The 13,587-nt window shown below is 61.8% G+C and carries 15 protein-coding genes; 3 read left to right on the top strand and 12 right to left on the bottom strand.

Going from position 1 to position 13,587, the window contains the following annotated elements:
* From JZY06_RS03235 to JZY06_RS03225, 3 genes are all read right to left on the bottom strand, one after another.
* Nucleotides 1-891, bottom strand: an 891-nt coding sequence (locus tag JZY06_RS03235) for a hypothetical protein (RefSeq protein WP_207118388.1), incomplete at its 3' end; no start/stop codon positions are given.
* Nucleotides 892-1,573: 682 nt separating this feature from the next.
* Entirely contained in the window at nucleotides 1,574-2,122 is a 549-nt protein-coding gene (locus JZY06_RS03230) for a DUF4303 domain-containing protein (RefSeq protein ID WP_207118387.1), read from the bottom strand.
* Nucleotides 2,123-2,141: 19 nt separating this feature from the next.
* Nucleotides 2,142-2,591 (bottom strand): hypothetical protein, encoded by a 450-nt coding sequence (locus tag JZY06_RS03225; protein WP_207118386.1) that lies wholly within the window; start codon nucleotides 2,589-2,591, stop codon nucleotides 2,142-2,144.
* Nucleotides 2,592-2,818: 227 nt separating this feature from the next.
* Between JZY06_RS03225 and JZY06_RS03220 the strand changes: the two genes are divergently transcribed.
* The gene (locus tag JZY06_RS03220; RefSeq protein WP_207118385.1) at nucleotides 2,819-3,580 is read left to right on the top strand and encodes a hypothetical protein; all 762 of its coding nucleotides are present in this window, start codon (nucleotides 2,819-2,821) and stop codon (nucleotides 3,578-3,580) included.
* A 92-nt stretch (nucleotides 3,581-3,672) separates the two neighbouring features.
* Here JZY06_RS03220 and JZY06_RS03215 read toward each other — a convergent pair whose 3' ends face one another.
* Nucleotides 3,673-4,278, bottom strand: coding sequence for a hypothetical protein (locus JZY06_RS03215; protein ID WP_207118384.1), 606 nt, complete (start codon nucleotides 4,276-4,278; stop codon nucleotides 3,673-3,675).
* 686 nt (nucleotides 4,279-4,964) lie between these two features.
* Here JZY06_RS03215 and JZY06_RS03210 point away from each other — a divergent pair.
* Nucleotides 4,965-5,768, top strand: coding sequence for an alpha/beta hydrolase (locus tag JZY06_RS03210; RefSeq protein WP_207118383.1), 804 nt, complete (start codon nucleotides 4,965-4,967; stop codon nucleotides 5,766-5,768).
* Nucleotides 5,769-5,919: 151 nt separating this feature from the next.
* Here the strand turns inward: JZY06_RS03210 and JZY06_RS03205 are convergent, their stop codons facing one another.
* From JZY06_RS03205 to treZ, 8 genes are all read right to left on the bottom strand, one after another.
* On the bottom strand, nucleotides 5,920-6,681 hold the full coding sequence (locus tag JZY06_RS03205; RefSeq protein ID WP_207118382.1) for an ABC transporter permease subunit: 762 nt from the start codon (nucleotides 6,679-6,681) through the stop codon (nucleotides 5,920-5,922).
* A 73-nt stretch (nucleotides 6,682-6,754) separates the two neighbouring features.
* Nucleotides 6,755-7,720, bottom strand: coding sequence for an ABC transporter ATP-binding protein (locus JZY06_RS03200; protein ID WP_207118381.1), 966 nt, complete (start codon nucleotides 7,718-7,720; stop codon nucleotides 6,755-6,757).
* Nucleotides 7,717-8,058 (bottom strand): hypothetical protein, encoded by a 342-nt coding sequence (locus JZY06_RS03195; protein WP_207118380.1) that lies wholly within the window; start codon nucleotides 8,056-8,058, stop codon nucleotides 7,717-7,719. The genes JZY06_RS03200 and JZY06_RS03195 overlap by 4 nt, the downstream gene beginning before the upstream one ends.
* A 71-nt stretch (nucleotides 8,059-8,129) precedes the next feature.
* Entirely contained in the window at nucleotides 8,130-8,849 is a 720-nt protein-coding gene (locus JZY06_RS03190; protein WP_207118379.1) for a DUF5808 domain-containing protein, read from the bottom strand.
* 51 nt (nucleotides 8,850-8,900) lie between these two features.
* The gene (locus JZY06_RS03185) at nucleotides 8,901-9,230 is read right to left on the bottom strand and encodes a PadR family transcriptional regulator (RefSeq protein WP_207118378.1); all 330 of its coding nucleotides are present in this window, start codon (nucleotides 9,228-9,230) and stop codon (nucleotides 8,901-8,903) included.
* Nucleotides 9,231-9,572: 342 nt separating this feature from the next.
* Entirely contained in the window at nucleotides 9,573-10,055 is a 483-nt protein-coding gene (locus tag JZY06_RS03180) for a diacylglycerol kinase family protein (protein WP_207118377.1), read from the bottom strand.
* Nucleotides 10,056-10,263: 208 nt separating this feature from the next.
* Nucleotides 10,264-10,944: an endonuclease III domain-containing protein gene (locus tag JZY06_RS03175; protein ID WP_207118376.1), complete on the bottom strand. Its 681-nt coding sequence runs from the start codon at nucleotides 10,942-10,944 to the stop codon at nucleotides 10,264-10,266.
* 134 nt (nucleotides 10,945-11,078) lie between these two features.
* Nucleotides 11,079-12,824, bottom strand: a complete 1,746-nt coding sequence (treZ, locus tag JZY06_RS03170) for a malto-oligosyltrehalose trehalohydrolase (RefSeq protein WP_207118375.1) — start codon at nucleotides 12,822-12,824, stop codon at nucleotides 11,079-11,081.
* Between the two features lie 116 nt (nucleotides 12,825-12,940).
* Here treZ and JZY06_RS03165 point away from each other — a divergent pair, with 116 nt between their 5' ends.
* The gene (locus JZY06_RS03165) at nucleotides 12,941-13,567 is read left to right on the top strand and encodes a YigZ family protein (protein ID WP_377769099.1); all 627 of its coding nucleotides are present in this window, start codon (nucleotides 12,941-12,943) and stop codon (nucleotides 13,565-13,567) included.
* The last annotated feature ends 20 nt before the right edge of the window (nucleotides 13,568-13,587 follow it).

Genomic DNA, 13,587 nt, shown 5'->3' with positions numbered 1-13,587 from the left:
TTGTAACGGCTCCCAGGGTAGAAGGTAGCCCTCTTTAGTTGACGCGATACAGAGGTTTGCCTGGTCGAGTAAAATTGACATTCGGGTTTCATTTTTTTCGCTAATCGCACCGCCGTTTAGCGTATTTGCCAGAGATTGTCCATAGCCAGGATTTTTGAGCATCCATACGATAGCTAAATCCTCCCCGTTGTCTTTGAAAGAAAAACTTTCAGGAAATGCTCGATTGAAGATGAATTTATCAGTTACAGAATCACCCTTAACAGTACCCAATAGGTAAGAGATCTGTGTCGGTTTGGTATCAGAAAGCTCTTGTTCTTTGCAAGCAACCGCCCCTAGAAATTTAACGATAGTATCCTTGTCATTATTTTGCACCCATTCCTGTGCTATAATATAGCGATTTCGTTTCGTTTTATTCTCAATTGGTAGAGAAAATAATTCTACCAAGGTCACAAACTCATGGTTTCTATCGATTTTCTTTAGCCCTACTGCTTTTCTAATCACTTCGTCAATGAGAGCAATAATCATCAAAGGGCGATCCTGTGGATGGATAGATTCCAACAAAAATTTTCCTACGTCCCACCATTTATCTTTTTCTGACTTATTGGCGTAAGTAGAATTGATTTTCAAGTCCTTAATTAGACTTTCTTCGTGTTCTATTAAGGTAGATTTTGTTACTGAACCTGGGCGATTAAATGGCATAATGGCCTGAACGTAATCAGAGTATAGTACTTCGATTTCTTCATAATATTCCTTCCAGAAGCCCCGGAGTCCTTGGATAGCTTCTTCCACCGTAGGGATTGGCTCTTTGGTCAATGCTTCTAGTGTTTTGAGTTCCCCAAAACTAGGGATATCTGCAAATAATCCGCTCATTTCATCCACCTGATTCGACACAAATCTGCTGTACTCCAAGTGTACTCCGGAAGACGTAGTAGGATTTGGTCTGGTGGCAGGCGCGTTCGGGCCGGGTCTAAATCGGATCCCTTGAATGAGGAACTCGCTCAATGTGCACCTGCTAAGTAACTGCACGACTGCTTGAGGGCGTTTTCGATTTCGCCAGTACCGATATTGCTGAAGGTCTGGTGTTTACTGGTTTGGATATGCGCGAGGTTTCAAGTGTTGGTGGCATCGAAGAAGGTTACCTTACATGAAGGCGGAGTTGACCAAGCTAACTATGGGTAACACGGATGGGGTATGGCACTCGCTGTCACTGACTCACCTACAGCCTCAACTACGAAGGATTTAGGATCAATTACAGCGATGATGTCGCATTAGCATAATCCAACCAGTAGCAAATGATCTCACATGCGCGGAGTTCGACACGTGCCCCCTGGACTCCACCGCATAACCCCTCACCAAAACAACTGGTGAGGGGTTCTTTTTACGCATCACAGAAGTGCCGGGCTTCTGTCCGCAACGACAACCCCCGAGATTTCTGAAAAGCCCGGGACCCACCTGTGGCTGACCCCCCTGGTTTCCGCTGTCCAAGGCCCACCCGTGCACCGGCCGAAAATATGTGGTGGAAGGTTCTTTTGACCCCAATCCGGTGGCGGGAACGGCGGAAAACTAGAGTCTGCTACTCGGCGCAGAATTCCAGCCAGTCGCCAATAGCCGCGGCCGGGTTCAACTCCCGCGCCCGAGTGGTGTTGTCTTCGGTCGGCGGGATGTCCTCCACATTGATCATGATGTTCTCCCGCGGCTGATGGGCGGCAAAAAGCCCCCGTGCATCGAGCTCTTTGAAGGCCGCGATGGCACACTCAACACGGCAATCAAGTTCCTGCTCCCACTGGTCTGGATCGAGTTGATCACTGGTGGGGCGCCGTTTGAGAATATCGTCGACCCCGGCAAAGTGGTGTGCCCCGACATTCAGATACGGTGACTCCGCATAGGACCAGCGCAGATACGGTTCACAAGAATCCGGGCCGAGTCCGTGGGAGGCCAGATAGCGCTGGAAAGCCTGGGTTGACCATGCGCAGAGGAAGGGCCGCAAACCCTGACCGGTGTCGATCAATGCCATCCAGTAGAAATCCTCGCCGGTGCCGAACAGCTCGTGCAGGCTTTGTTCGAGAGCTTCCACCAGAGCCGAAGTGAGCGTCTGCTCGAAGGACGGCGAAGAACTGCTCATGACGGTGGGGTCCTCACGTTCACCGGCTGCTGCCTGCCTGGCGTGCATCCCGCAGAAAGTCGCCGACAGGCATGCTGATCAGGGAGCGTGCAAGGGTGGTGGCGGTGCGGGGATAGTGTGAGCTGCGGCCGTTGGTGACAAAGCTGAAAGCCGGATCGGCGATACGGTCGGCGGCATGGCATTCCCCAACCCGCGTAGCTACCGCGGCAGCCCATCGATCGGCTTCTTCCGGGGTGTAACCGCCTGCCAGGGCGGATTGCCGGGTTGACTCCCTGTCCGACCAGCCCCAGCCGGAATACTCCCGGGCAACGGTTGTACGGCAGTCCAAACGCAATGCGGACTCGATCAGGGTTTGGATGTCGGTGACGGCCGGATCCACAACTTCGTTGGCGTGGGCGGCGGGGGCAGACAACACAGCAAAGCAAACAGCCGCCGCAGCTGCCGCAGCACTTGTTTTAGGAGATTTCATGGGATCTTCCGTGGTGATTGTGAATCGGTGTTTCAATCAGTGACGCCGAGTATAGGGTCTTTCCCGCCATCCATGAATCGGCTGTGTGCGCGGACAGCCGGGAGGAGATCAACGTTGGCGGCGGGCGATCGGTCAGGTGCGTCTCGGAGTGCTGGTGCACTATGGGGCACGTACACCACCGGGGCCGGTTCTTCCGGCTGCGGGCACCTGCCGAGGAAGGGATCTCCATGTATGACCGTCATATTTCCTATACGGTGACCGACAATGACTTGGGTGTGTCGTTTGATGTTGGCGACCACTCGGAGCTTCGAGGAATCTTTGACCTGATGTATCCGCCGGAAACCAGGCACTGGTTTACCTCCAATGTGCTTGATTTCTTAAGTTCGATACCGGGGATGTTTTTGTGGACCGCCGCCGGTCGGGACTCTTTGGACAAGATGGGGTTGGTGATCGAACCGGCCGATGATGAATCGAAGGGTGTGCTGATCGGAGAGTCCGACGGGCTGTTGGGCGATATGCTCTCCGATGATCTGCGGGCCAGGATGAAGGCCGTTAAGGAAGAACACTTCTTGCCTGAGTACGGGACATGGAAAAACAGGCGGTACTTCTATTCCGATGCTTTCACTCAGCGGTGCTGGGAGAACCCTCCGGGTGGTATCCGGCTTTTGCGGGAGGACGAGAAGTTGTTGCGTGCCGGTTTGAAGGCAATCGGTGGATCGGTGTGGGAAGAGGCGTTACTTGATTACTTCATCACGATGATTGATGAGGCTGATCTGGTGCGTTACCCGGCCAATCTAGAGACGCTGAAACGGCAGTTCGAGGACGGTCACGGCCGTGCCCCGTCGATTGACGAGCAGGACGAGCTGGCGCGCAGGGCTTCCGAGCTTGCCCAACGCTCGATGTTGGAGGATTACGTCAACGCGCCGGTACGGGACTGGCACGAGCAGTTGGCTTACCGCTGTGAGCAGACCGGGTATCCGGTGCCGTAGCCGCACCCCCAAAGCAGCCTGCCGGTGATTGCGGACGGCCGGTGCAGACGGATGGCGCAGTGGTTGTTTTTTGCCGGTGCGTCACCGGCTGCTCACAGGCTGCGCATGTGGGCTTTGCCCCGCAGATTTTTTATCCGGTCATTGTCGGCGGAGGGGGCGAGAAAGAAACCCGCCGTTGACAGTGCCATGACTATTCCCGCTCCCGTCGGCAGCAGCCAGCGGAGGCTTCCTGCTGGAGCGGAGTGCACCGCTGTTGCCAGAACACCGGTGTCGACGGTGGCGGCAAATCCGATGAGCACACCGGTGAGCATCAGCTTGCGGATGGGACGAAGTCCGGTGATCCGGATGACAAGAACAACCACCGCAACAAAAACGATGGAGCCTATGTGCAGGCCCGTGGCAGGCCACCCCGGGGTGTGGTGGTCGCGGGCACATGTCTGGAACGCCAGCAGAAATATCGCCCACAATCCGCAGGCGACGGGAAGCAGTCCCAGCACTTTGTCCACGGAACGTCCCCGGGCATGCCGCAACAGCAACGCGGTGATGGCCAGCACCATCCCGCCGGCAAGGTAGCCGACGATCCACAGCCACGGCACCGGGGTGCTGCCGGTGACACTGTCACGGACCGCCACCACGGCCACCAGTGCCGTGACAGTAAAAGATACGGCAGAAATGGCCGCAAGGAATCGCTCGCCCACGGTGTCCTTTCCGATGGTGGTCACATACTCGCTGTGCCGGTGATCGGCCAGCAATCATCCTAACCGCATGGAAAGACCGGCCGTCGGGATGCGGCCTGTCACAGTGCACCCGGCGCAGAGGAAAAGAAAAGAGTTGAAAAACAGCTTCAGAGTTCGAAAACGCTCCCCTCGAAGCACCCCCGAAAGAGGGTTTTTGCCGGTGGTTGCCGGGGATGGTGCGGTGAACTGGGTAAAAAACAATGTTTTTGTGCAGGCAAGTAATGGGTAAGGGTGGTGTTGCTGCAGGATTCATTTTCACTTTTTTGATCGGAAAACAAAATCATCTCAGGGGTGTTGCCATTGCCCTATTTGCGGGGGTGTTCGGGGTCTGGGCAGGTGATCAGCGTTACGGATCGGCCGTCCTGTCGGCCCAGTGGGGGTGGATAAAAGATGGTGGGGTTACCACCCGGCGCATCCGCTCCCGGCGTGCGCGGCCACTTCATCACGGCGGCCGGGCTGCCGTTGCACTGAATCGACGGGATGGTGCCGGGTGTTCAGCAGTCGGCGGGGACGTATTACCGGTAGTGTATTGCTGCCGGTCAGGTGCTTGCGGGGTGGTTTGGCCGGGTGTTTACCTTGTGTGTGCCAGCACATATGCCCGTCAGATATGACAGGGTGCACAGTGTCGTTTCACACCAGGAGAACCCGTGGCGGAGGAACAGGATTTCCAGCTCACCGGCGGCGCCGGCTCACTGCACGGCCATGCCTGGCTACCCCCGGGGCAGCCGCGGATGATTGTGCTCATCTGCCACGGCTACGGTGAGCATCTCGGCAGGTTCGCTCATGTGGCGGAGTTCTTCCGGGATCAGGGGGCAGCGGTCTTTGCTATTGACCACCGTGGCCACGGCCGCTCCGCGGGGGAAAAAGTTCTGGTGGACGATTTCGACGAACTCGTCGACGACTTCCGTCTGCTCACCGGCTACGCCCGGGACAAGTTCCCGGATCTTGACGTGGCACTGGTCGGGCACTCCATGGGCGGGATGCTGTCGGTGCGCTATGCGCAGCGTTTCCCCGATGATCTTGCCGCCGTGGTTGTCACCGGCCCGGTGATCGGGCAGTGGGATCCGGGGCGTGTGCTTGCGCAGGCTGATCCGGTGCCGGAGATTCCGGTTGATCCGGGGGTCCTGTCGCGGGATGCGGGGGTGGGGCAGGCCTACATGTCCGATCCGCTGGTGTGGCACGGCAGCTTCCACACACAAACCATCCTGGCGTTTGTGGAGATGATCGGACGCATCGATGCCGCCGGCACCGTGGAGGTGCCGATGTTGTGGATGCACGGCACCGCCGACCAGCTGGTGCCCTATGAGGGGACGAAAAAAGGCTGGGAGAAAATCGCCAAGGACAGCGACAGGCACATCTTCTTCGACGGTGCCCGCCATGAGCTGTTCAATGAAACCAACAAGCAGGAAGTTGTGGACCACGCCCTGGCTTTCATCAACGACCACATCTGATCTTTCGGGCCACCTTCCGCGCCCCGCACCTTTGGGCGCGGGAGCAGTCGCCCGATATGACCTCCGCCCCGCCGCCGGTGTCCCACCGGGGGCGGGGCGGAGGTGTCGTGGACACTGCCGTGCGAAAACGCGGCGCGGAGGGCATCGGCGGCTACAACTGGCGCCGGGAGAAAGCCGCCATGGCGGCGGCTGTGGCGAGCACTGTTCCCGCCAGCGCCGCGGCCACGGCACAGGCGGCGTCGCCCACAGAAGCGGTCCCGGCGGCAATACCGGCCGGATATGAAAGACAGCCCACGGGTGTGAACCGGACTGCCCCGTCAATGAAACCCGCGGCGGCCGAGACAAGAAAAACAACCAGCCCAATTCCGGCGGCGGCCCCGGTGCTCGGACACAGTGCGGAGGCAAGGCGGGCGACGGCGGTGAAAAACAGGGCACCGGCCAGCCACACAAGTGTTGCCCACACCAGACAGGCGGCGGGCGCCCGGGAGAAAGCCAGTCCGGTTCCGGCCCACACCACGCCGGTTGCCAGCACGGTGGTGGCAGCAACTGTTGCGGTGTCGGCGACTGCTCCGGCGGCCACAATCTGTCCCCGGGTGACCGGCTGGACGGCCAGAAAATGCATTGTGCCGTTGCCCACCGGTCCGGCAACCGCGGATGCCTGGGTCACAATGAGTACCGGTAGAACCATCTGGACCAGGTTTTTCACCCACTGTCCGTAGGCGTCGCGGGGACCCGGTTCAGTCGCGGCGAGGGCCTCAAACTCACTGCCTGCCAGGGCATGGAGTATCTGCGGGGTGAATGCGGCAACGGCCGGTGCGGCAAGAGCACTGAATACAAGGACTCCGCCGATCACCCAGATCCGCCACGTGTTCACCGTGGCCGTGATCTCCCGGGAGACAAGGAGTGAAAACATGCGCCGGCCGGATGGCGTCGGGCGGTTGCCGGCGGCGGTTGGGTGGTGTGTTCGCTGGTGCGGCATCGGATGGTTACTGCTTTGCTGTTGAAGTGGTGCGGCCACCGGTGGCGTCGGATGGGGGTGCGGTGACGTGGTTGAAGAACTCGGCCAGGGTGGTTGTCTTTTGTGTCATGTCCACCAGGCCGGCGTGTGCTGCCACCAGAATTCCCGGAATCGCCCGGTATGTGCGCTCCGGGTCGGTGGTGGTGATGGTGATCGACCGGTCGTTGTTCACTTCCGCGCGGGTGCACCAGGGGTGGGGAGAGATTGCCGCGGCAACCTCGCCCGGATTGCTGCCGCCGGTGAGGGTGAGGGAGATGGTGCCCCCGGAACGGGCGGTGTCCAGCAGCCCGTCCAACGGTCCTTCGGCGACCAGTCTGCCGTTGTGCAGCACCCCGATCCGGTCGGCGACCTGCTCGACGTCGTCAAGCAGATGCGTGGAAAAGACAACGGTGGCAACGCCTTTGAGCCGGGTGATGATCTCCAGCACGTCGCTGTGGCCCACCGGATCAAGAGCCGAGGTGGGTTCGTCGAGAATCAAAAGCTCCGGCGATCCCGCCAGGGCCCGGGCAAGCCCCAGGCGTTGGCGCATGCCGCGCGAAAACCCGCCCACCGGACGATGGTTCCGCTGCAATCCGACCAGCTCCAAAAGAAGTCCGGCTTCGGCTGCGGCACTCGCGCGGCCGTGTCCTTTCAGCCGGCAGGCATCGGTGATGACCTGGGTAGCTGTCATCCACCCGTCGAAGCCGGGGACATCGGCCATGACCCCTATTCTGGCCCGGACCTCCGGATCGCCGGGGAAACCGCCGAGAACCCTGACGGTTCCTAAACTCGGTGTGGCCAATGAGGTGATGATCCGGGAGGCCGTCGACTTTCCCGCGCCGTTGCGGCCGATGAATCCGTACACCGAGCCTTCCGGCACCGTCATACTCACCCGGTCCAGGGCGGTGAAGGAACCGAAGCGTTTGGTCAGCTCCACAGTCTCGATTGCGTTCACCGGGTCGTCCTGTCCGGAGGGTAAAGCCTGGTGACTAGCCCGGCTCTGTCGGGCGCACTGCCGGTGCACCCCGGGCCGGTGGCCGGCTCCGCGTTGTGTGTGCGGTGGCGCCGCAACGCGATGACAAACGCCACCGGCCCAATAATGTTGCAGACGAGGATCACCGCCAGCCAGACCGGCTTCGGCAGGTCCATGGGCCGTTCACCCGCGGGAAGCTGCAGCCAGCGGCGGAGGGCGGCGGCCAGAACAACCACCTGGATGACGACGGCGGCAATGATGAGACCCTTGACCGTCGGCGGGAGCAAAGCGAGGGATTCCAGACTGTGGTGCGATGACACTGAAAAATCCTTCCGGAAAAAGAGGGGCGGCGCCGTATTTTTTCGGGCAACGGCCCGGAAAAACAGGTGTCCTAAAATGCGCTGGTCCGGTCGTGGGCCAGGGTGGCTGCAATCGAGTTCAGGGCCCGTCTGACAGCCCACACGGCCGCACCCGTGGCGGCCACCGGTCCGGCGGCGATGGCGGCCACGAGGGCCGGATTCGCCTCATCGGGCCTGCGGGCGGAAGACACTGTTGCCAGGGCGATACCGGCACAGGTGACGGCCTCGCCGAGGCAGAAAGCCGGGGTAGCGACATCAATGGTTGTGTCGGGGGTCAGTTCACCGGCGGCCGCAGGTTCCGGCAACGATGTCCCACTGTTGTTTCTCCCGGCTGACAGTGACTGTGCGGCGGCAATGGTGGCGATGGCACACGGAATGCCGAAAGCGATCCAGGCCGGGGCGAACCGGGTCGGATGAGTTTTCCAGTTCCAGTTGATCGGGTAGGCGGACAGCCCGTCGGCGCGTGCCCGCCAGGCGGTTGCGGCGACAATCCCCAACGGGACAACGGGCGACCACCGCAGAATGGTCACGGCGCGGCGGTCAAGGTACGGGGCGGTGTCATCCAGGCTGTCATCCGGGCGAACCAGGCCCAGTTTCACCGCCACAGCCCCGGTGTTCAGGGAAAAACCGCTGCCGAATCTGCGGGGGACAAACAGAGCCGGGTCGGAGGGATCGAAAAACTTCATCTGTGCGCCGGTGGCCGGGCGATTGGATATCCACCGGCTGAACCGGCCGGCTCTCGTCTGGGTCATGGGGGTTCCTTTTTGTATCGGGTGGGCAGGGGTGTCGTCACGCGGGCGGGATCAGCCGGTGATCAGCCCGGTGACCTCTTCGGCGAAGGCCAGAAACTGCTCGGCCAGCTGCTGCTGGTGTTTTATTCCTGACGCGGTGAGCGAGTAGTACTTGCGCGGCGGGCCGGAGGGCGATTCCGCCCACCGGCAGTTGACCAGGCCTGCGTGGCGCAGGCGGGTGAGCAGCGGATAGACCGTGCCCTGGGTGATGGTGAAATGCGTGGTGTGTGCCAGCGTGTCCACCAGCGCGCCGCCGTAGGCCTCACCGCGGGTCAACACGGTCAACACCACCAGCTCCAGCGCGCCTTTGCGCATCTGGGACAGTGACTTTGAATCGTTCATGGGGCCATCCGGTGTTTTGTTGTTTTTGAAAAAGTGTTCTGCCCGGCAGGGGTCCTGCCGCCACCGGCAACCATGCGGTGCCAGCTACTATGTAAAACATAGTAGTAGGTGGTGCATGATTGTCAACCGTCCCGCGGCTGTGGTGGCCTGGAAAAAGGAAAGCGGCGCACAAAAACGCCGGCGGGCACACTGTGCACCCAGCCCCGGCAGCGGGTGGCGCCGACAGCGGCGGCAAACAGATTCCGGTCGATGGCCAGTCTGCGGTCGGCCGGGATCTCTTCCCCGGCGGCGGTGCGGCGGTTGCTGGCCTGCTGCGGCATATGTGGTAGAGGGGCGGTGCCGTCAAGGACAATTCGGTAGTGCGGGGCGCGTATCCGCGGGATGTGCGCCCCGCGCCGCCGGAGTGAATTTGTCCCGCCCGGATCGCAGGTGGCGGAAAAAACCGTCGGCGATCACTTCCGCGGCCGCTACCGGATCGATCGGAATCCGGGAAAATGGCGGGGCCGTGTCGTTGCCGGATCCGGCGGGAATAACACGGACCGGAATGCCCGATCCCGCGGTGTGCTGGATCACCGAGGTGGTCACCCCGTCACCGCTGACGGCCACAATGGCGTCGAGGGCGGCGTCCCAGATGGCCTGTCCGACGGCCCGGCGGTTGTCCTGCGGGGAAATGGCGGTGAAAGCGATGGCCTCTGCATCCCGCGTCCGGCCAGTCGTCCGGTGGCGGTTATCCGCGGCGTGGCGGGCTGATCCGCGCCCGGAACGCGGAGTGGTCAACGCGGCCACGGTACTGACCGGCTTATCTCCGATGGGATGATCAGGCATGGCGGCAGCTCCCCCGCGGCACAGGTGCGGGGTGGGTAAAGACACGGTGTGGCCCGGGCCGTGCCGGGTCGTCGGCGCCGGGGTCCGCCGGGTGCGGGGTGTTTTCCGGGGGGCGATGGTGAGACGTGAGTTGGTTTGACGCCGAAAAACCCCGAACGGCATAAGCTGCGTGCGGTCTCGGATCGCGCGATAGGAAACCCCGGGGGTTTTAGCGGGTGTGGCCGGTCGTCTCGCCGGCAACCGGTGCCAGCAGGCTGTCCCAGCCGCGGGTGCGGGCTGTTTTCCCGGCATCGACAACAAGTCCGTGGAAACGCTGGTGCCACTGGGCGTCGCGGCTGCCGACGCCCAACGTTTCCGACAACTCCCGCCGGGCGGCTTCGTATCCGGCCGGAACGGTGTACCCGGCGGCGGTGAGCATCCGTCGGGCGTACAGGTCGAAAATGAACACCGGCCTGTTGTAGACGTAGAGAACAATATCGTCGGCGGTTTCCGGGCCGATGCCGGTGACCGACAGCAGTGCCCGGCGCAGTCGGCCGGTCGGCAGGTTGTGCGCCCGGTCGTGGTTGGCGCTCATCCAGGCGGCCAGTTGCCGAAGATACCTGGTTTTCGCGTTGTAGTACCCGGCCGGGCGGATCAGTTCCGCCAGCTGCGCTGTGTCGGCGGCGGTGATGGCCGGGGCCGACAGCAGTCCCTCCCGCCGCAGATTGTCCAGGGCGTGCTCCACATTGGTCCAGGCGGTGTTTTGTGTCAGCACCGCCCCGACGGCGATCTCGAAATCAGTCTCCGCCGGCCACCACACACCGGTTGTCACCCGGTGGGAGAGCCGCCGGTCGATCTGTGACAGGGACAGCGGCGTGGGGGTGCGGAAACCGGTGCCGGTGACAGTCATGGGGGAATAATCCTGCTGGTGGGGCGCAGCCTGCGGGCAGCGGGGGAGAACAAACGACGGGGGACTGTGGGGTGCGGGAGCGTGCCGGGGTGGGTGAAAAAACACGCTTTTCACCGGGTGGTGGAAGTCGTGGATCAGGTTCTGGCAACCAGGGCGAACCCCCACGGGTCGAGGATGGTCTCGCTGTCGGTGGCACGGGCACCGGTGAACGAATAGATCAACCTGCCGCCCAAGGGGATACGTTGCTCGCGGTCACTGAAGTTGGCGGCCAAAAACACATCGTCACGCTCGATGGTCAACCACTGGTCGCTGTGGTTGACGGTGACCTCATCCAGCCACGGCCGGGCCAGCCGCCAGGTGCGGCGCAGCCTGAGCAGTGTGGTGTAGGCGTCGAGGATACGCTGCTGCTCGGGAGAGAAATCCCAGCGCAGCTTCGAGTCGAGGAAGGTCTGCTCGTCGGAGGGCACCGGCACATCGTCGGTGTCCCAGCCGAAATAGGCGAACTCCCGGTGGCGGCCCTGGTCGGTGAGCCGGTTGAGTTCGTCATCGGTGTGGGAGCAGAAAAACGCAAACGGTGTTTCCGCCCCGAATTCCTCGCCCATAAACAGCATCGGGGTGTACGGCGAGCAGCAGATCACCGCTGCTTTGAGCACCTGTTTTTCCGGTGGAAGGTTCATGCTCGGCCGGTCACCCCTGGCCCGGTTGCCGGTCTGGTCGTGGGTGGTGGTGTAGGTGACGAAACAGGATGCCGGGGTGGCGTGGGTATCGACCGGGGCGCCATGGGTGCGGCCCCGAAACGACGAGGAGCAGCCGTTGTGGTAAAACACCCCGGTCAGGGTTTTCGCCAGCACTTCGGTGGTGCCGAAATCGGAGTAGTAGGCGTGCTGTTCCCCGGAGACCAGCGTGTGCAGCGCATGGTGGATGTCGTCGTCCCACTGGGCCGCCAGACCGTAGCCGCCGCCGGCCCGGCCGCGGGTCAGCCGCGGATCATTCTGGTCTGATTCGGCGATGAGGAACTTCTGGCGGCCGGTTTCGGCAGCCGCCTGCTCGGCGGTTTTTTGCATCTGCGCCAAAATGTGTTCCGCCCCCGGATCGTGGTAGGCCTGCACCGCATCCAGCCGCAGCCCGTCGATGTGGTAGTCGGTGAGCCACATGTAGACCGCATCCAGAATGTAGTTGCGCACCTCATCGGAGTTTTTCTCCCACAGGTTGACCACATCACCCCAGGCGGTGTCGCCGGAGGTGGTGTAGGGGCCGAACATGCCGGCATAGTTGCCGTCGGGGCCGAAATGGTTGTAGACCACATCCAGCATGACCGCGATGCCTTTGGCGTGGGCCGCATCAACCAGATGTTTCAGCCCCTCCGGGCCGCCGTAGCCTTCATGGACCGCATGCCAGCTGACCCCGTCATAACCCCAGTTGCGGTTGCCGCCGAAAGGCTGCACCGGCATCAGTTCGATGACGGTGACCCCCAGGTCGGCCAGATAATCCAGTTTGGTTTCAATGCCTGCGAAATCGCCCTGCTCGGTGAAGGTGCCGGTGTGCAGCTCATAGATGACCTGCCCCCCGGGGCTGACTCCCCGCCAGGTGTCGTCGGTGAAGGTGAAGGAAGTCTCGTCGGTGGTTTCCGCCAGCCCGTGCACCCCATCGGGAAGACGGCGCGCCCGCGGGTCGGGTACCACCTTCGACCAGGTGTCACCGTCGAAAAGCCGGTAGCCGTAGCGGGCGCCGGGGCGCAGCGGCACGAATGATTCCCACCAGCCGTTGTCGGCCGGTGTCATCGGGTGGGTGGTGCCGTCAACAACCAGCCGGACATCGGCAGGTGTCGGGGCCCATACCCGGTAGGTGGTCGGGGTGCGTCGTGGTGCGGGGTTGGTCATAGCTGACAAGGGTAGTAGCCCGGTGATGCCGGCCGGGAGGATGGCTTGCCTTGCCCGGTCGGCTGTACAGCGGGGCGGAGGTGCCCCGGCAGGCTTCAACGTGGACAATGGATGCCATGTACCGTCTTCCCGCCGATGAAATCGTCACCGATGAACTGGAGATCAAACGCTCCCGGTTCATCACCTTCATTACCCGTGTCACCGACGAGACTTCGGCCCGCGGATTCATCGACGCAGTCAAAGCCGACTACCCCGATGCCCGCCACCACTGTTCGGCCTACATCTACCGGGTGGACGGCGCCAACCCGGTGGAGCGGTCCTCCGACGACGGGGAGCCATCGGGGACAGCCGGAAACCCCATGCTGGAGGTGCTCCGCGGTTCCGGCATGCTGGATATTGCGGCGGTGGTGGTGCGCTATTTCGGCGGCATCAAACTCGGCACCGGCGGGCTGGTGCGCGCCTACTCTGACGCGGTCGACGGCTGTCTGGGCAAAGTGACGGTCACACGCAAAGACGAAAAAGACCTGTTCACCCTCACGGTCAGCCACACCGAGGCCGGGCGGCTGGAGGCCGATCTGCGCGGCCGCGGAATCACTGTCACCGGGGTCGACTACACCAGCCGCGCCACCATCACCGTGGCCGTCGACAAAGCAGCGGGGGATGAGCTTTCCTCCACAGTGGCGGCACTGACCAAAGGGACTACAGTTCCGCGCGCGGCAGGCAGCATGTGGGTCGAATACTGACACAACAAGCCCGGGTGCCC

Origin of the sequence: Corynebacterium mendelii (genome assembly GCF_017307055.1) — a bacterium.
Taxonomy (GTDB): domain Bacteria; phylum Actinomycetota; class Actinomycetes; order Mycobacteriales; family Mycobacteriaceae; genus Corynebacterium; species Corynebacterium mendelii.
This window is presented reverse-complemented; position numbering and strand designations above follow the sequence as displayed.